Source organism: Afipia sp. Root123D2 (assembly GCF_001425835.1).
GTDB lineage: Bacteria > Pseudomonadota > Alphaproteobacteria > Rhizobiales > Xanthobacteraceae > Afipia.
In genome coordinates this window covers 716999-735111 of record NZ_LMDP01000002.1, presented here as the reverse complement: position 1 = coordinate 735111, position 18113 = coordinate 716999, and the positions used below count along the sequence as shown (strand labels likewise).

General features: G+C 56.9%; 18 protein-coding genes and 1 pseudogene. 11 read left to right on the top strand and 8 right to left on the bottom strand.

Translation table 11 applies throughout. The annotated features are described in order from the left end of the window. Positions 1-400: 400 nt before the first annotated feature. Positions 401-850: a MarR family winged helix-turn-helix transcriptional regulator gene (locus ASC80_RS12590; RefSeq protein WP_056297448.1), complete on the bottom strand. Its 450-nt coding sequence runs from the start codon at positions 848-850 to the stop codon at positions 401-403. 181 nt (positions 851-1031) lie between these two features. Here ASC80_RS12590 and ASC80_RS12585 point away from each other — a divergent pair, with 181 nt between their 5' ends. The 7 genes from ASC80_RS12585 to ASC80_RS12555 all read left to right on the top strand — a co-directional run bounded on the left by ASC80_RS12585 (position 1032) and on the right by ASC80_RS12555 (position 8587). Continuing rightward, complete coding sequence (locus ASC80_RS12585; RefSeq protein ID WP_056297445.1) at positions 1032-2192, top strand: substrate-binding domain-containing protein; 1161 nt, start codon at positions 1032-1034, stop codon at positions 2190-2192. Between the two features lie 196 nt (positions 2193-2388). After that, positions 2389-3891, top strand: coding sequence for an amidase (locus tag ASC80_RS12580; RefSeq protein WP_244487264.1), 1503 nt, complete (start codon positions 2389-2391; stop codon positions 3889-3891). A 73-nt stretch (positions 3892-3964) separates the two neighbouring features. Further along, entirely contained in the window at positions 3965-5218 is a 1254-nt protein-coding gene (locus ASC80_RS12575) for a substrate-binding protein (RefSeq protein WP_056297442.1), read from the top strand. 59 nt (positions 5219-5277) lie between these two features. Beyond that, entirely contained in the window at positions 5278-6132 is an 855-nt protein-coding gene (locus ASC80_RS12570) for a branched-chain amino acid ABC transporter permease (protein WP_156464381.1), read from the top strand. Between the two features lie 7 nt (positions 6133-6139). Further along, entirely contained in the window at positions 6140-7177 is a 1038-nt protein-coding gene (locus ASC80_RS12565; protein WP_056297436.1) for a branched-chain amino acid ABC transporter permease, read from the top strand. Continuing rightward, positions 7080-7892, top strand: coding sequence for an ATP-binding cassette domain-containing protein (locus ASC80_RS12560; protein ID WP_244487263.1), 813 nt, complete (start codon positions 7080-7082; stop codon positions 7890-7892). The genes ASC80_RS12565 and ASC80_RS12560 overlap by 98 nt, the downstream gene beginning before the upstream one ends. Then, the gene (locus ASC80_RS12555) at positions 7889-8587 is read left to right on the top strand and encodes an ABC transporter ATP-binding protein (protein ID WP_082512560.1); all 699 of its coding nucleotides are present in this window, start codon (positions 7889-7891) and stop codon (positions 8585-8587) included. The genes ASC80_RS12560 and ASC80_RS12555 overlap by 4 nt, the downstream gene beginning before the upstream one ends. A gap of 172 nt (positions 8588-8759) precedes the next feature. Here the strand turns inward: ASC80_RS12555 and ASC80_RS12550 are convergent, their stop codons facing one another. Together ASC80_RS12550 and ASC80_RS12545 are read right to left on the bottom strand one after the other, a co-directional pair. Continuing rightward, a complete protein-coding gene (locus tag ASC80_RS12550) occupies positions 8760-8981 on the bottom strand; it encodes a hypothetical protein (RefSeq protein ID WP_056297429.1) in 222 nt (73 codons plus the stop codon). A gap of 133 nt (positions 8982-9114) precedes the next feature. Further along, positions 9115-9381 (bottom strand): helix-turn-helix domain-containing protein, encoded by a 267-nt coding sequence (locus ASC80_RS12545; protein WP_056297425.1) that lies wholly within the window; start codon positions 9379-9381, stop codon positions 9115-9117. Between the two features lie 216 nt (positions 9382-9597). Here ASC80_RS12545 and ASC80_RS12540 point away from each other — a divergent pair, with 216 nt between their 5' ends. Beyond that, on the top strand, positions 9598-10179 hold the full coding sequence (locus tag ASC80_RS12540) for a hypothetical protein (RefSeq protein WP_056297424.1): 582 nt from the start codon (positions 9598-9600) through the stop codon (positions 10177-10179). Positions 10180-10195: 16 nt separating this feature from the next. Here the strand turns inward: ASC80_RS12540 and terL are convergent, their stop codons facing one another. The 5 genes and pseudogenes from terL to ASC80_RS12515 all read right to left on the bottom strand — a co-directional run bounded on the left by terL (position 10196) and on the right by ASC80_RS12515 (position 15016). Beyond that, positions 10196-11587: a phage terminase large subunit gene (gene terL / locus ASC80_RS12535; RefSeq protein WP_056297421.1), complete on the bottom strand. Its 1392-nt coding sequence runs from the start codon at positions 11585-11587 to the stop codon at positions 10196-10198. Beyond that, on the bottom strand, positions 11584-12036 hold the full coding sequence (locus tag ASC80_RS12530) for a DUF5681 domain-containing protein (protein WP_056297417.1): 453 nt from the start codon (positions 12034-12036) through the stop codon (positions 11584-11586). Before ASC80_RS12530 ends, terL begins: the two co-directional genes overlap by 4 nt. Beyond that, positions 12033-13301 carry a site-specific DNA-methyltransferase gene (locus ASC80_RS12525; protein ID WP_244487262.1) on the bottom strand — a complete coding sequence of 423 codons (1269 nt, stop codon included), beginning with the start codon at positions 13299-13301 and terminating at the stop codon, positions 12033-12035. The genes ASC80_RS12530 and ASC80_RS12525 overlap by 4 nt, the downstream gene beginning before the upstream one ends. 325 nt (positions 13302-13626) lie before the next feature. Next, positions 13627-13832: pseudogene (locus tag ASC80_RS23745) on the bottom strand (transposase); the annotation flags it as partial. Positions 13833-13993: 161 nt separating this feature from the next. Continuing rightward, the gene (locus tag ASC80_RS12515) at positions 13994-15016 is read right to left on the bottom strand and encodes a GlxA family transcriptional regulator (protein WP_082512559.1); all 1023 of its coding nucleotides are present in this window, start codon (positions 15014-15016) and stop codon (positions 13994-13996) included. Positions 15017-15308: 292 nt separating this feature from the next. Here ASC80_RS12515 and ASC80_RS12510 point away from each other — a divergent pair, with 292 nt between their 5' ends. The 3 genes from ASC80_RS12510 to ASC80_RS12500 all read left to right on the top strand — a co-directional run bounded on the left by ASC80_RS12510 (position 15309) and on the right by ASC80_RS12500 (position 18093). Further along, positions 15309-16370 (top strand): ABC transporter substrate-binding protein, encoded by a 1062-nt coding sequence (locus tag ASC80_RS12510; RefSeq protein WP_056297410.1) that lies wholly within the window; start codon positions 15309-15311, stop codon positions 16368-16370. Between the two features lie 131 nt (positions 16371-16501). Continuing rightward, positions 16502-17278, top strand: coding sequence for an ABC transporter permease (locus ASC80_RS12505; protein WP_210168412.1), 777 nt, complete (start codon positions 16502-16504; stop codon positions 17276-17278). Further along, complete coding sequence (locus ASC80_RS12500) at positions 17275-18093, top strand: ABC transporter permease (RefSeq protein ID WP_082512556.1); 819 nt, start codon at positions 17275-17277, stop codon at positions 18091-18093. The genes ASC80_RS12505 and ASC80_RS12500 overlap by 4 nt, the downstream gene beginning before the upstream one ends. Positions 18094-18113 lie beyond the last annotated feature (20 nt).

Below are 18113 nucleotides of genomic sequence, written 5' to 3'. Positions count from 1 at the left end.
TGCCTGAAGTCCAGAGTTCAAAGCGTCTATTGGATTCGCGCAATGTTTGTTGATTTTGAATATACGAATACGCTTAAGACAATCAGCTACTCCATCCACCGTTCTGTGTTGCGGTAATCCGAAGGAGCAGTCGCTTCGCAATTCGACCAGTCTGATTGTAGCCACTCAGGTCAAATGGGCGCAAGCCAACCCGCCGGAATATTCCTACTCGGCGTTCTGCAAGAACGTGAAAGGGTTCGGATGCGCGGGTTATATCGTCTCTTTCTCGGGACGCCGCATCCTTTATTACGGCCGAACGGCCGAAACGCACGTCGAGCACTCCCGCGATAACCAGCGCGCCGTTGCTTGGAGGCGCTATTCCGCTCTCGGCTGCAACCTCGATCGTTGCGCTTTTGAGACCTTATGTCGAGGTTGCTCTCTCTATAAGAGAGCCCAGGAGGCGTTTCAGTTCACTGGTTGATTTGTAACCGTAACTCTGAATGATCCGCGCCTCATGGCTTTGCGCCAACGGCTTTAGCCGTTTGGCCAAGGTTTTTCCCCGATCGGACAAAAAGAGCAAAACCTTGCGTCGGTCTTTGGGATCGTGCGCGCGATAAACCAGTGCGTTGGAAACCATCCGGTCTATGATTTTTGTCAGGGTTGGATGGTTGAGAAGAACGGTTTCGGCAAGTTCGCCCATTGAGCGACCCTTGCCATTCGAGAGGATCGTCAAGATCCGCCATTGCTCGACAGGGACGCCCTCCTGCTGAAGGCGTTCGTCCAATTGACGCGAAATCTCGCGATTTGCCCGCGCGAGAAGATAGGCGAGTTGCTCAGTAATGGGCAGGTCGCTTGGGGCTGATTTGGCCACGGCGGGGTCTCAAAATTCCAGACGGAGTTAGAGTATCGCTATCGTATGTATGATGCATGTGAAAAGTTGAAGATTCAATATTTTGTCCTAAAATATCTGACTTGGGACAGATCGGCGGCGGCCGGAGCGGCGCTGAACCAGAAAACGATGGGGAAGAGCATTGTCCTCGATAGTTGAATGCATGCCTGCCGCATTTCTGCCGATGCCGTGGCAGTCCTTGAACGGCTTTGCCCCTCAAGCATCGGTCTCTGCGTTGGGCACCGAGGCAGGCAATCGGCCAAAACGCAGCGGCGACCGTAACAAGTTGCGGGTCGCGAACTTTGTCGCGCTTTCGGGTTCGCCCGGCATCTGGGCTCCCTCGGCCATGAACAGCACGTTGCTTGCGGCATGCGAGATCAACGCGCGCGGCGGTGTTCTGGGCCGCGAGGTCGAAGTGCTTTTTCTCGACGCGAGCGGAACAGCGAAGGAAATCGCACGCCGAGTGAAGGACGTCATTTCGTTTGACGAGGTGGATGTCATTGTAGGGTCCCACACCAGCGCAGTTCGCGTCGCTTTGCGCGAGCACATCGCGGGGCGGATACCTTACATCTACACCACGGTTTACGAGGGCGGCGAGCGTACGCCGGGTGTCATCGCGATTGGCGAGACGCCGCGCAATCAATCCCGACCTGCCATCCATTGGCTGGGTGATGTGAAAAAGGCGTCGCGCTGGTACCTGATAGGGTCTGATTATGTGTGGCCCTGGCTCTCACATCAGGCGATGAAGCAGTATATCGCCGAGAGCGGAGGGCAGGTGGTCGGCGAAGAGTTCGTCCCTGTCGGAGAGGACGACTATGAATCGCACTTGGCGCGCATTCGTGCTGCGGCTCCCGATGTGGTTCTCGTTTCCTTGATCGGCGCTGACAGTATCACGTTCAACCGATCGTTTGCCGAACAGGGCCTGGCCTCGAAGATGCTGAGGCTGGCAAGCGCTTTCGACGAAACGGTGTTGCTGGGGATCGGGCCGGACAGCACCGAGAATTTGTTTTGTGCGTCGGGCTATTTCAATTGCGTGCGTTCGTCGGAAACCGAGGCTTTCGTTTCACGCTATGAAGCGGCGTTCGGCCGCAGTGCCGCGCCGGCCGGCTCGGTGGGCCAATCGAACTACGAAGGATTGATGTTTCTGGAGGAGGCCGCGCGGTGCGCGGGCTCGCTCGCGCCGAAGCCTCTGTTGTCGGCGGCAGACCACATCGTTTATCGCGGTGGGCGAGGCCCCATCACCCTCAGTCGGGGACATGCCGATATGCCGATCTATCTCTCACAGGCCGACGGCATAGATTTTCGCGTGGTCAGGACGTTTTGACGCGACCAAGAAATATACTTGAAAACGAAAATATTTCCGCTTCTAATAGATTGAGTGGCTGGCGCTTGCGGCGACGTGCCTGACTTACGGGCGCGTGCGCAAGTTTGATGTCGTCATCGTGGCATGGCCCAGGGAGCGGCAAACGCTCCTGGCTATTTGGCGAGGGGAAGTATCATTGTCTAACGATCTCATTGAGTTGACCGTCGAGCAGGTTCAGGACGCCCTTGCAAAGGGCGCCGTGACATCGGAGGCGCTGACGCAGGCGTTTCTCGATCGGATCAAGCAGATTGATCCGCGCTACAATTCAATTGTCTTTCTCAATCCAGATGCCTTGGCCGATGCGCGCGCCAGCGATCAGCGCCACTCCGCAGGCAAGGCGATCGGACCACTCGACGGCGTCCCGGTTGTTGTCAAGGAAACGCTGGATATGGTGGGATTTCCTACCACCGCGGGATGGACGCTTCTTCACTCGAAGACCGGTGGCATCGACCTGATGCCGGCCACCGACTCGCCGGTGGTTGCGCGGATGAAGGCAGCGGGCGCGGTGATTCTGGGCAAGACCAACGTGCCGAGCCTCAGCCACACCGGCAGCCACGCCAATGATAGCTGGGCCGGTCCGACCTTTAACTCTGTAAACCGCGAGCTTCTTCCCGGTGGCAGCAGCGCCGGTACCGCCACCGCTGTCGGCGCCAGCCTGGCTGTGCTGGGCCTGGCCGAGGAAACCGGCGGATCGATTCAAAATCCCGCGTCTGCTCAAGGTCTCCCTAGCGTCAAGCCCACATTCGCGCTGGTGCCGAATGTGGGCGTCGTACCGCTGTCGAGTAACCGCGACGTTGTCGGGCCGATCGCTCACTGCGTGCGGGATGTCGCGCTCGCGCTTGATGTGCTGGCAGGCTATACGGCGGAAGATCCGAAGACGATCGCGAGCGTCGGCCATCGCCCGAAGGGTGGCTATACATCTCGGTTGAGCAGGGATGCACTCAGCGGCAAGCGGATCGGACTTTACGGACTTGGCTGGCGCAGCCTGCCGCTCTCTGATGAAGCCACGCAACTCTATCGCCGTGCGCAAGACGAACTTAAGCAGCTCGGCGCCGTCCTTGTGGAAGATCCCTTCAAAGATTCCGGCTTTGCTGCTCTGCGCCAGCCGACCCCGCCGCTGCCAGAATTCGATGCGCGCGGGATGGAGTCGGTTCCCTACGACCTCGATCAGTATCTGCGCCGTTTGGGACCTGATGCCGCGCTCAAGAGCTTTCCTGAGCTCGCCGAGGCGACCAAGGCGCAGAACCCTTTCGCGAAGGGCGGTGTGCTGGAATACATGCCGAGCCTGCCGGACTTCAATGCATGTCTGGCAGATCCTACCCGGCCGCCGCGTTTGACCGATTTCGTCGCAGCGCGGGAAGCCTACCTTGAAATCTTCAACGAGGTGATGGACCGCGAGAAGCTTGATGCGTTGATTTTCCCGCAGATGCGCAGTGAGCTTGCACCCATATTTGGGTCGGAGCCAATCCGTGAGACGACCGTTTGTGAGATCAACATCGCAGGTCTGCCGGGCGCGACGGTCCCTGCCGGGTACTACGCATCTGGTTCGCCCTTTTGTCTGATCGTGGTCGGGCGGCTATGGAGCGAGGCTGACCTCCTCGCATACGCCTACGCTTACGAGCAGGCGACCCGCCATCGGCGGGCACCTGTGCTTGACTGAAGTACAAATAATAGCAGCGGCGATCAGGATGTCCCGTCGTCGCTTCCATATAGGTAAGCCAAGTGAGGCAATCATGAACAGCATCGACAAGAACACCGGTAGCAACGATCCGTCGCGGCGCACGTTTCTGAAGGTGGTAGGGGCCGGCTCCGCCGCGCTGGCGTCGCCCGCGTTCATTCGTTCGGCGTCCGCTGCGGCACCGATCCGCGTCGGCATTATTTCCCCGCTGACAGGGGCCTGGACAGTGTACGGCAAGGCGCACATTTCCGGCTTCCAGCTCGCGGTTGACGAGATCAATGCCGGGGGCGGTGTTCTCGGCCGAAAGATGGAGCTTGTCATCGCGGATTCCAAGACCGAACCACGTATCGTTGTCGAGCAGGCCAACAGGCTAATTCGCCAGGAGCGTGTCGATTTCCTCGCCGGAACCTTCTCTAGCGCCGAACGGAATGCTGCGGGTCCCGTTGTGAAGGCCGCGGACAAAATTCTGCTATATCCGACCTTTTATGAGGGGCAAGAGAAGAAGTATGCGCCGGGCGTGTGCAACTCCAACATTTTCATGTTCGGTCCGGAACCAACCCAGCAGGTCTGGCCGCACCTCGAATACATGACCAAGAAATACGGTAAAAAACTATTCATGATCGGATCCGACTATGCTTGGCCGCGCGTCACGAACGAGGTCACCAAGCAGAAGCTCAAGGAGCTCGGTGGTGAGGTCGTCGGCGAAGTCTATATTCCGTTCAATACGCCGCAGTATGAATCGGTGCTGCGCGATATTCGCGGCTCCGGCGCCAATATTATTTTCCATTCGCTGACCGGCAGCGACACCGTCAACTTCCGCCAGCAGTTCGCGGCGGCGGGAATGCAAAAAGACTTTGTGATCTGGACGGTGGACGACGAGGAGGTCGTCACTTCGGGTCTTGGGCCGAAGGTCTCGGCTAACGCCTATGTCAGTTTCGACTATTTCATGTCGATCGACACACCCAACAACAGGGCATTTCTTCAGAAATTCAAGGCGAAGTTTGGCCAGGATGCGCTGATGAATACCGTTGGTGTCGGGATGTACAATGCCGCCCACATGGCGGCACTGGCGATCGCCAAGGCGGGCGACGTGAGCACCAAATCATTGCGCGCCAACCTGAAGGGCTTGACCTTCGACAAGGCACCGCAGGGTACGATCACGATGCGCGAGCAGGACAATCAAGCGATCGTTCCATCGTATCTGATGAAAGTGCGCGACAACTGGACCGGGGTAAACGATATGTTTGAGAAGGTTCAGTCGCTGGATCGCGCCGTCCCCCTGGACGCCCGGTGCGATCTTCCCTTGTAAGTGATGCGGTCCGCATTCAAGGCGCGGACCACCTTCCTTCCCCTGAGTGAGTGCAGCTCATGCAGATAGCCATAAGCGTGGGTATTGACGCCGCGCTTATTACTTTTTCGCTTGCGCTCGCCGCGTTCGGGCTGGCGATCATCTACGGCCTGGTTGGCGTTATCAACCTTGGCCACGGTGCCATGCTGACGCTGGGAGCGTATCTGTCGTGGTACGCAGTCGATAGCGGCGCGCCATTTTTCGCCGCCGTACTTTTTGCTGCGGTCGGTGTAGGATTGATCGGCGTGGTCTTCGAACACCTGGTCATCCGGCATTTCTATCATCGGCCGTTCGACACGTTGTTGCTCACGTGGGGCTTTTTTTTGGTCTCCACAGAGGCGATCAAGATCGTGTTCGGGACATCGTTCCGGAACGTGCCGAGTCCGTTTCCCTCGGCAATCCATACGAGTTTTTATGATTTTCCGGCATACAAGACGTTTGTTGCGGGCGTGACGATAGTGCTGCTGCTGGCAACGGCATTCGTGCTGTTGAAGACCTCGATCGGCATCAAAATCCGCGCACTGATCCAAAACCGCGAGATGGCAAGCCTGCTGGGCCTGAATATCGCCGCGACCTACAAAATGGTGTTCGGCTTTGGTTGCGCCATGGCGGGGCTTGCCGGGGCACTTCTTGCACCGATGCTGAGCATCGATCCCTATATCGGCAACGTATTCCTCATTCGCTCCTTCTTCGTTGTCATCGTGGGCGGCATCGGGCAGATTCTTGGAGGGACGCTGCTTGGCAGCTTCTTTATCGGCGGAAGTGAAACGATCCTCGCTCTCGTCTCCTCACAGGTCGTAGCCCAGGTGGCGGTGTTCTTCATCGCGATATTGATTTTGCGATTCCGTCCGCAAGGTCTGTTGGGCGAGAAGTGAGGCAATCGTGAAAGCTCTGTTCGCCTTCAGACTTCGCGGCGAGAAAGCTGTGGCGCTGGCGCTGTTTGCTTTGCTTGCCGTTGTCCCCGGGGCCATCGACGGATACCCGATCTATATTCTGCCGCAGTATCTGCTGTTCGGCGTGCTGGCGATGTCGCTCGGCCTGCTATGGGGGTGGGCAAGCATTGTCAGCTTCGGCCAAGCGGCCTTTTTTGCTATCGGCGCTTATGGCATGGGCCTTGCCATGCAGGCCGGATTGGCTGGGTGGGGCGGCTATGTGGGCATCATTTGCGGCGCGGTTGCTGGCGGCTTATTGGCAGCGATCGCCGGATACTTCCTGTTTAGCGCAGGTGTGAAGTCGACTTACTTCGTGCTGATCACGCTGGCCTTGTCGATCATTGTCGAGCAGTTGGCCGTCAGCCAGTCCGAGATCACCGGCGGCTACAACGGTTTATTCGTCGATCGGATGGCGCTCGCTCTCGGTCCATTTGGTGAAGTACCGCTAACCGGCGACCTTGCCAGCTATTATGCGGTTCTCCTGGTGGTTCCGCTTCTCTATTTTGGGCTACAGGCGCTGACACAATCGTCGTTCGGCAAGGTGCTTGTCGGAATCCGTGAAAATGAAGATCGGATGACGGCGCTCGGCTACAATGTTTCCTTCTACAAGACGGTTGCTTTTTCACTTTCGGGCGCCCTGGCGGGTTTTGCTGGCTCTCTTTACGCCACGCATGCGGGTTTCGTCTCGCCATCGCTTGCCGGCGTCAATTTCTCAACCGAGGTGGTGGTCTGGGTTGCTATCGGCGGTCGGTTGTCGCTGCTCGGCGCACTGATCGGCGGTGTGGCGGTGTCGGCGCTGTCCAACTATCTGAGTTCGATTTCTCCGCAATACTGGCAGCTAGTGCTGGGGTTTGTGTTCATTTTTGTGATCATGTTCTCGAGGGACGGCCTTGCAGGCGCGTTCGCGTCTGTCGCAGATCGTTTTTGGCGGCGGAGCGACACTAAACGCTCGCCCCCGGAAACGCGCGGGGAGGCGTTCAATGGTTGAACTGCTAAGAACCGAAGGGCTGACCAAACGATTTCGCGGGCTAACCGCCAATTCGAACATTGACTTCCGGATCGAAGTGGGCGCGGTGAGATGCGTGATCGGGCCGAATGGCGCCGGCAAAACCACGTTTCTCAGCATGCTGTCGGGGCATCAAGCACCGACCACAGGCCGTGTCAGTTACGACGGTCGCGATATCACTGGGCTTTCTGTCGTCGAGCGAGCGAGGATCGGGATCGGCCGTAAATTTCAGACGCCAACGGTGTTCGACAATCTCACAGTATGTGAAAACATTGAGCTGTCGATCCTGCGTATCGAGTCGGACAACGTCGCGCGCGGGCGGAAGCTGGACGCGGTGCTCGACGCTGTGCGCTTGAACGATCAGCGATCCACACTGGCGCGGGAGTTGTCGCACGGACAGAGGCAGTGGCTCGAAATCGGGCTGCTGCTCGGCAATGAGTCGCGCCTTCTGCTGCTGGACGAGCCAACGGCAGGGATGACGAACGAGGAGACTGCCGCTACGGGGCGGTTGATCCGCAAGCTTGCCGACGAGCATGGCTTGACTATCATCATCATCGAGCACGACATCCACTTCATTCGCGATTTGCGCTCACCGGTCACCGTGCTGCACTTGGGGAAAATCCTCATGGAGGGATCGTTCGACGAAGTGGCATCGAACCCCACGGTCCGGTCGGTCTATCTCGGGACCGACACATGATCAGGGTTGATGGACTAGACGCCGGTTACAACGGCATCGAAGTATTGCGGAACGTATCTCTTTCCGTTGCGAGCGGAGAAATTCTTGGTGTGCTCGGCCGCAACGGTATGGGCAAGACCACACTGATCCGCGCAATCTCAGGCACCATTCCTGTGACCAAGGGGTCTATTTGGATCGGAAGCGCTGATGTCACGGCTTGGCCTGTCCACGCCCGGGCGCGCGCCGGCCTTACCACCATCGTGCAGGGGCGTGGCATGTTTCCCAAAATGACGGTGCGCGAAAGTCTCGAAATGGGTCGGATCGCATCGGGGCGCGGCACTCGTAATCGTCTTGATGAGGTGTTGTCTTATTTCCCTCGTCTCGCCGAGCGGCTCGATCAAGCCAGCGGCTCGATGAGTGGTGGCGAACAACAGATGTTGGCCGTCGGTCGTGGCCTGATGACGGATCCGAAAATCATGCTGCTCGACGAACCGTCGGATGGCATCATGCCGCTGTTGGTTCAACAGATTGCGGTGACTTTGGCGGAAATCAACCGACGTGAGGGGATGACGATCGTCATCGTGGAGCAGAACGTGCCAATGGTGATGAGCATGGCTCAGCGTTGCATCATTCTGGAGAAGGGCAGGATCGTCGCAAGCGGACTGCCCGATGAAATTTCGCAGGATGAGATTATGCAGAAATATCTCGCGATTTAAGTTTGGGAATCAACGCCGCGTTCATGGCGCTGCCGCCGGCGCGCTGGGAACAGGTCTTCCTGAGGTCTGACGTGATGTCGCAGGCTGGGCGCTGGAATGGCCGCCTTCGTCTCCTCATGAATCGGATAGCCAAGGATCCCAAAGTGGCAGGCCCTGATCGGAGGGCCCGAGGCTAGCTGTTCGATAGTCGTTTCAGCAGAGACGCCGCATCCTGCAAACGTCCTGCTTCGTAGAAAATCTGCTCTAGATCCATCGAAACCGAGACTCCTTCATCAATGCTGCCGGCCTGAGCACAGGCATCGGCCGCCTTGGCGATGCGGGTAGCCTCGATCATGCGTTGATGGATTTTCGCGAGAATGCTCTTGATGGCTGGTTCAATTTGGCTGCGATCCATGTTCAACTCCGTGCTTCGTGCACGCAGTGACGCTCTCTTCGAAGGAGAAGTCGAGCGGAAGTCCGAGCAACTTTATGGCGATGTCCGCCCGATCCGGATCACAAGATACTCAGATTCAGGGACAGTTGGCTGCTCAGCCGCGTTTTCGGCTCGCGGGCGGGGCTTTTCCGGCCAGAAAGTCCCGCAACAGCTTGAGAGGATCCGCACCAAGCGCCCTTGCGATGGCAATAAACTCGATCACATCGAGCCGTCGCTCGCCACCTTCATATTTGGCGACAAAGGATTGCGGGACATCAAGCGCCTCGGCTAGCGCGTGCTGGCGGATTCCGGCTTTCTCCCGCGCCGCAATCAGAAATCCGATGAGACGCGCATAGTCCGCGGATGTAAGGGTCTTTTTCATTTGCCGCCAAGGCCGTGAATCGGCGGCACGTAATCTGATCCTGAAAATACATTATCCCAAAATAGGATTTTATTAACCGGCCCTGCTGATAATGGCACCGACAGCCGAGGGTGCTGTGGACTTCGATCCAGTGGGAAGCGATGTGCTGATCCACCCCACGCCGAGCGTTTCACGATGCGGCGGGAGGGCCCACCGAAACGAAGTTGGGAGTGGACCATGAATATTGCGATCAAGGCGGCTCTGGGTTTTGGATTGGGAGCCATTGTTGTCGGAACCCTTGTCGGCGGAGGCCGCAGTGCGGTCCCACCAGTCCCGAGCGTGCCTCCGCCCTCCGATCAAGCCCGGTTCATGGCGGCCGTTGCGCAGGCACGAACCCAATTCACATCGGCGGCGAATGAACTGGCCGCAGGTGGAATTCGGAATGTCAGGCAGCGGACGATCTGCAGCGCCCTTCAGGGACATAATGCAGATGGATGGGTAGCGAAGATCTCCTATCTGTCCACCAATGGCGATGGCCGCGGTGTGATAACGCTCGAACTTGCGCCAGGCCTGCGGGTCTCAACCTGGAATAATGCTCTGTCCGATTATTCGGACAAAACTCTGATCGCCCCCGATACGCAGCTTTTCAAATCGCTGGCTGGGATGAAAAACGGCGACACCGTGCGCTTCTCTGGAAGGTTTTTTTCATCGGACGTCGATTGTGTGCGAGAGCAGAGCATGACTTTGGCAGGATCGATGAAGAGCCCGGTCTTTACCATGCGCTTCTCATCGATCCGTAAGCTGGCACCGCCAAGCTAAATGGATTGTGCTTTCATCACACCCACGACATTGTCGTATCGTAGCCTCCTTTGTAGGAGAGTGCCTGACTGAGGCTGTCGACCTGATCGTCGTGCTTGCCTTGCGGGAATGTCAAAAGCTCGGCTTCGAGCTCAGCCAGGAAAGGTGCCTTCCGCGGAAACCGCACTTGGCCAGCTTCAAATTTGGCTTGATGGACATACAAGCGTCCCTTTTTGTCGCGTTCGATCGGAACGAGTTTGACCGCATAGATGCCGCTCTGGCGCAGCTCTTGGGCTAGAGCGACACCCGTCGAGGCGTCCTCTATTAGAATTTTATGAGGCTTAAATCGCTCAGCCAGAGCGATGGCTGTGGCGCGCAGGCGAGGGTACTCGTAGCGGCCGCGCGTGACATCGATCAAATAGAAACATTTATCCACCAGAAGCCAGGTGGTGCAGACTGACCAATCATTTTGAGCGCCATCCTTTGCCGCGGTATCCCATGACTGAATCACCTTGGTGCGATATGTTTGCTCGGGCAATTGACCGTAATATTGCAACCAACTCCGATGGATCATCACGCCGCCATCCGGTACGGGAGATTGTTGATACTGTGCGCTGAAGATGGCGGATCCCATTTCGGTGCGAAGCTTCTCCAACGTTGAGATGGTCTCATATCGAGGATGAAGAGCTTCGCCAGCGCAGCGCGCATAGTATTCACCGTTACCGATCTCGATCTTCTCGTCGGATTCGGCGATGGCCGGCAGGCTCAAAACGGTCCAGCCGCTGGAGTTTTCGACCAGAAAACCTGTGAGATCATGAAGGTGAACCCGTTGCATGACCAGAATGATCACACCCGTGGCCTTGTTATCCAGTCGTGAGAGCAAAGTGTTCGTGAACCACTGATTGAGGGAGTTCCTCAAAGTATCGGACTGGGCATCGACAGGCTTCTGCGGATCGTCGAGAATAATCATGTCGCCACCTAAGCCCGTCAGTGTTGCGGAAACCGAGGTCGACCGGCGGAAGCCGCGTTTTGTGGTGAAGACATCAGAGTCCGCGATCCGCTCGACCCTCATGCTCGGAAACGCCTTTCGATACCAATCCGACTGCACGATCGCGCGAAAATCGGCGGCATGTTTGGCTGAAAGATCGTTGCTGTAACTCACGCCAAAGATTTTCAAACGGGGATTATGCCCTAGCAAGAAGGCGGGCAGGATTACCGACACCGTCAGCGACTTCAAATAGCGCGGCGGCATATTAATGATAAGTCGGTTAGTCTCTCCATCGCGAATGCGTTGGAGCTGATGGGCAATTGCCGTTATGTGCCAATTCGAGAGGTACTCCGCCCCCGGATTGAGCATCCGAAAGCAGCGATGGAGAAAGGCTTCAAAATCGTTGCGCAACAAGGCATGAAACAGTTCTTGGTCGTTCATTTCGGGCTCTTCTTGTCATCGAGCTTGGACTGGAAGGTCTGCAGGTATGCGTCGAGCACCGCCTTGTCGTCAGGATTCATTTCCGGTTCTGGGCCGGTCGGCGACGCAATCGCCGCCAGTTGGCTTAATAGAAGTGTCGCGCTCCTAGTGTCGCCCTTAAGCGATTTCTCCACGATTTTGTAGATAACTCCCTCCAAGCACGTGATTTTGCGAATCGTGCCATCCTGATGGAAGGAAATTTTGCGATTGGAAACTTCGCGCAAAATAGTTTCTCGGCTTTTCACTCCTTTAGGGCGCCCCTTCGGATTGCCGCTTTGACCAGCCTTGAATTGATGCGCACGGGGAGGCTTTCCGTAGCCGACATCGTCCTCGCTTGGCGTTGAACGACGCGTTCTAAGAACTCGTCTGGGTTTGTCATTCTCGCTCGTGGGTTTGTCTTTCGAACTCATCGTGTCCTCCTCACGCGCTTGAGATGAATGGATCGCATGGCAGCGACCTCATCAAACGTCTGGCCCGTGGCTTCGAGAATCGCGTCGCGCTTGGTGAAATCCTGCCAGCGCCGGATCTCGACATCGACGTAAAGAGGGTCAATTTCGACCCCGTAGCCACGTCGGCCGACTTTTTCGGCGGCAAGAATGGTGGTGCCCGAACCCATAAAGGGATCCAACACAATGTCGCCGCGGCGCGAACAGTCGCGCATCGCGTCGGCGACAAGAGCGACCGGTTTCACCGTTGGATGAACGGCGAGTTCGGCAAGGCGATCTTTGCGGAAGGAATTGACACCAGCATAGGTCCAGACATTTGATCGTGACCGGCCGTGCTTGCCGAGCTCGATATTGTTCTGATGGGAGCCTTCGCCATTCTTGAACACGAATATGAGCTCGTGCTGAGAGCGATAGAAGCTTCCTTGCCCGGCGTTAGTTTTTGCCCAAACGACCAGGTTCTTAAGATCGTGGTAGACATCGCGACCCGCGGCCATGGTCTCGAATATATGCCGCCAGTCCATGCAATAAAAATGGATTGATCCATCCTCCGAGAACCGGGCCGCTATAGTCATCGAGACTCGAAGGAATTCTGTGAACTGTGCTGGCGATTTGTCGCCCGACGCCTCGACAAATTCGCGGTGCTTGATTTTACCGCGGCCTTGAATTGAGCTCACGCGTACGTTGTAAGGTGGATCAACGAACACCATCGCCGCCACTTTGCCGTCCATCAGGGCCGCTAGATGATCCTCATTTCTGGAATCGCCGCAATACAGGCGATGATGACCCAGCTGCCAACAATCGCCCCGTTGGCTGACTGCAACCGCTTCTATTTGAGGGATTTGGTCGGTCGGATCTTGCTCGGAATCCACAAGATCTGCCATGAAGCCGTCAATTTCGCCTGCCTCAAAACCCGTGATCTGCAGGTCAAGATTGCATTCCGGGAGAAGGGTTGCCAACTCGCCTAGCTCCGCTGCCAACTGGGCACGGTCCCAATCAGCATTCGAGGCGATCTTGTTGTCGGCAATAGCTAGGGCTCTTTTTTGCGTATCAGAGAGCCCGGTTTTGACGATGATCGGAACCTTCCTTTGATCCAACCTTGTGGCAGCCAGATAGCGGCCATGACCCGCGAGGATCATGTTGTTTTCGTCGACAACAATCGGAGCGGTCCAGCCGAAGGCATCAATGCTATCGGCAATCTGTTTGACCTGCTTCTTTTGGTGTGTGCGCATTGCGCGCATTCATTTTGAGCGTGCCTACGGCACCCATTGGACATTGAGCATACCCGTCTCCATAGGTCAGCGCGCGCCCGCGACTAGTCGCAGGCAACCGCCAGCCAATTGCTGGTTAAAGCTATGAGAGATAGGCTCTCTGTTGGAGCCCGGGCAGGCTATGGCCTCGACCGCCTTCCAATGTGCGGCTCTCAGCGTCCGACTGCACAATCTGTGCAGGAGCGAGTCACTCACCTACTTCAAGTGCTCACTTAAGGACGAAACCGAATTATCGCGAAAAAACTCCAGGATCAAGCCCCCGCTGAAAGTTGCTCACGCATTTGCGGATTCGAGCATGCCGGAAGTTCTTGTCTTCCAGGGCCTTCAGGCGCTTACGTCGGAGGCGTCCATTCCGCCATACTTCGCCTTCCAGTTATACAGCGTCGCCTCGGAAACACCGTGCTTGCGGGCCAAGCCGCCCGCCTTCGCACCTGCTTCATGTTCGCGCAGAACCGCGATGATCTGATCTTCCGTGAACCGCTTCCGCTTCATCTGTCCGTCCTTCAATCGAGGCCGGATTCTAAGGGAGGAAAAACTCAGTGGCAGATCATTTTGCCTCAAATTCGGTGTGTGGTCTCACATTTCCATTCTCAGATTGGCGAAGAAAAGGGTGGATATTGAGAGTAGTCGCAGCGGTTGTGAAACGCACTCAGCTATACTGGATCAAATATGCGGGGAGGTTCAGACGCTACGTCTCCGCTAGTCAGAGTCCCTAAACGTCGTCTTTCCTCCGACGGGTTATAGCCGAATGCAGCTTTGAACGCTTTGCTCAAGTGAGAGCCGTCCACGAAGCCGGTTTCGACAGCAATGGCAACAAGCGACAGGTTCGTTTTCAACATCCAGCGGGCATGCTTAAGACGCAAGCTCAGATAAGCTGCCTGCGGACTTTGTCGTATCTGCTCTTTGAACAATCGCTCCAATTGCCTTGTGCTCAGGTGCACCTTCGCGGCTAATTTGGCGACTGAAAGCGGCGATGATAGATTTTGCTCCATGATCAATAGTGCGCGTGAAATGCGGCTATCTTCGCCAACGAGTTCTGTTGGCGGAGCGGACTGTGCTGCAGTGCCTGGCCTCATTCGATCGATCTGCATGATATGCAGAGCCTTCTGCGCGCTGGACAGGCCGATCCTTAGTTCGACAATGTGCGCAGCAAGATATGCAACACCGATTCCACCGGAGCATGTGATGCGATTGCCATCGATCACGTAGAGTTGGTCGGCGACCGGAAGCGTATCGCCAAACTCCTCCAGGAAGTCTCGATAATGGTACCAACTGATGCAGCATTTGCGCTGTCGAAGAAGGCCAAGGCGCCAAAGAACAAAACTTCCGGTGCAGACGCCGACCATATCAACATTGGTTTTGGCAGCCGTGAGAAGATATTTTCGTATATTCTCACGGATCTGAGGTCCGCGATGTAGCAACCCTCCCACCACGACGACATAGTCCAGCTCGTCGGCATTGATGAAGCGCGAGGTTGGATAGATCAGGATGCCACTGCTCGAGCGGATCGGCTCGTCCGTCTCCGACATGATGTGCCATTGGCAGCGGATAGGACGGCTGTTGTCGCCGTCGTCTGCCGCCAGCCGCAACACGTCGACGAAATTCGAAAGTGCCGTCAGCGTAAAATTATTCGTCAGGATGAAGCCAACACGAAGCGGCCGGGTTATCTGATCCATACGCGTCGCCTCACCAAATCCGACATTGGTTTCCGCTGGACAGCGGTCTCATTCGAACAGTGTATTTCAAGCGGCGAATTTTACATGCCATCGTAATAGGCAGTTGTGCGACATAAGGATGCGGAACCATTCCAACAACTACCGCCGCAATGTCGCATCCTTACATGCTGTTGAAAATAGTTAACTTATAATACCTCTGCCCGGCTGATAAAAAAACAATATGGCCGGACGGCACTACGGGACGGCCCGCCGACGACGGTGGTCGCCCAATTGGTCAAACGGGGGGAAGCCGATGAGCAAATTCGTCAACCAGGCGTTCAATCGCAGGCAGATTCTCGCCAGCGCGGCAGCCGGTACCGCGGCGCTGTCATTTGGACGTCAGGCCAACGCGGCGAGCGGCCAGATCGTCATCGCCAATTGGGGCGGCGACTGGAGCGACCGGACGATCGAGTTCTTTGAAGCGCCCATCGTCGAAAAGGCCGGCTACACTGTTTTGCGCGACCTCGGCGCGCTGGACCAGCGCCGGACCAAACTTCTCGCCACAAGGCGGCTGCCGCGCGGAACCCTCGACGTCGCTCATCTGGACGATGCCGGCGCATTCGATATGGAATCGCAGGGCGTGCTTGAAACCATCAACGAAGACAAAATTCCGAATCTGAAAGATGTCTCGCCGCAGTTGAAGTTGGCGACCTTCATACCCTGGCAGTACAGCGGCTGGGTGATCGGCTACAATCCGGACAAGCTGAAAGATCCTCCAAAAAGTTTCGCCGATCTCTGGGATCCGAAATATGCGGGCATGATCGGCCTGAGCGATGTTCATTGGTTCCACCACGTCGAGGTGGCGGCCCTGAAGGTGGGAAAATCGCTGGACAACATCAATGTCGAGCAGGTCAAAGCCGCCATGATGGACATGAAGAAGACCAGCAAGCCTCGCATCTATCCGGGGCACCTTCAGCAGGAACAGGCGCTGAAGAACGAAGAAGTCCTGATCGGCACCAACTACAAATCCCGCCTCCTGCAATTCGCGGCGGAAGGCGTGCGTGTCGTTCCGATCTATCCGACCGAAGGTGCGATCAGCATCGTCTATGGGCTGGTCATTCCGAAAAAGGCGCCGAATCTCGAGGGCGCACACTTCTACTGCAACGCGCTGCTCGATCCAGCCGGGCAGGCGTCGCTGGTCCAGAAATCCTTTTACTCTCCGTCGAACGCCAAGACGGTGCTGCCGGAAGCCGCCCAGAAACAGATTGCGTTTACTGCGGAGGAGCAAAAGACCCTGCACAAGCGGCCCCACGCATGGTGGCTGAAGAACCGGAGCGAGCTGCTTGATTTCTACAACAAAGAATTCAAGAGCTGATTGCTCACATGCGGGCCCTGACAAGACAGCGATCACGCTCTCCGAAGTTCAGGCGAGCGGGCGTACCTTATCAGCTGGCAGCTCCAGCACTCGTGTTCGTCACGGTGCTGTTGTTGTTGCCCTTAGTTCTGATGCTGCGGCTCAGTCTGTTCCGGTACGACCCGGCGCAGATGTATCTAGAGGTCTTCACGCTTGAGAACTACGTCCGGTTTTTCAAGGACGAATTCTACCAGCAGGTGTTGTGGACCACGCTCTGGATCTCGACGGTCACGACCCTTTTCTGTCTGATCGGGGGATTGGCCGTCGCGTATTTCGTCGCGCGTACCGAGTCGGAATTCCTGAAACGATATCTGATCGTCGCCATTGTGCTTCCCTTGTTCATGGGAAACGTGGCGCGAACGGCGGGCTGGATCATCGTCCTCGACAATGGCGGACTGCTGAACTTCCTCATCCAGGAAGTGGGCGTCGCCACCAGTTCGTTTCGCCTTCTGTATACGTCCGGCGCGGTCATCACCGGCCTGACCTCGGTGCTGCTGCCGTTCATGATTGTGACCCTGAACAGCGTGATGCAGGGAATCGATGTTTCGCTTGAGGAAGCGTCGTCAAATCTCGGAGCCTCTCCGCTGACGACCTTCCGGCGCGTCGTGCTGCCGCTGCTGATGCCCGGAATCTTCGCCGGGTCAGTGCTTTGCTTTATCCTGTCGATGAATGCCTATGCGACGCCGATACTTGTCGGCGGTCCGCAATTCCACATGATGGCGCCGACGATCTATTCGCAGTTCTCCGCGACCATGAACTGGCCGTTCGGCGCGGCGCTGGCATTCATCTTGATCACCATGACGATGGTGCTGACGCTGGCATCGAGTCTGGCCTTTAACAGGGCCGCCCGGGAAGGCGCCAACTCATGAGGGATAATTTCGGACAAACCTTGCTGCGGGCCATTTATCTCTGCAGCGTCTGGCTGATCCTGTTCTTCATATTCCTGCCGCTGGGAATCACGATCTGGGTGGCGTTCTTCAGCAACAAGATCATGTCGTTCCCGCCCGAGGGATACACCGCCACATGGTTCGTCGAAGCATGGAACATGGCGGCGTTCCGCGACGGTTTTCTGCTGAGCTTGAAAGTCGCCGTGTCGGCTTCGATGCTGGCGCTGCTGGTCGGCATTCCCGCGGCTCTGGCCATCGCCCGCTATCGCTTTCCGGGCCGTGAGGCCATCAACACCGTCCTGATGTCGCCGCTGATGATTCCTGCGATCGTGTCCGGCAGCGCCATCTATCTGTTCTATATCGAGGTGCAGATCCGGACCGAATTTCAACTGGCGTCGACCTTCTACGGGCTGGTGCTGGCTCACACTCTGATCGCAATTCCGTGGGTGTTGCGCCTGCTGATCGCATCGCTAGCCGGGCTGAATCCTTCGATTGAGGAGGCCTCGCTCAGTCTCGGCGCGAGCCGCCTGACCACATTCTTCCGCATCACTGTTCCGATGATCCGGCCCGGCATGACGGCAGGTGCGCTGTTCGGTTTCATCGCGTCGTTTGGCGACCTGGAAAAATCGCTTCTGCTGGTCGGGCCGGGCCGGATCACATTGCCGATCGCGATGCTGAATTACCTGCAATACCGCACCGATCCTGTCATCATGGCGGTCGCCACCATCCAGATCCTGATCATCGGGGCGGCGCTCATCATCTCGGACCGTTACGTTCGTCTCGGCCGTACTTTTTAACCGTCAAAGGAAGCTCTCCA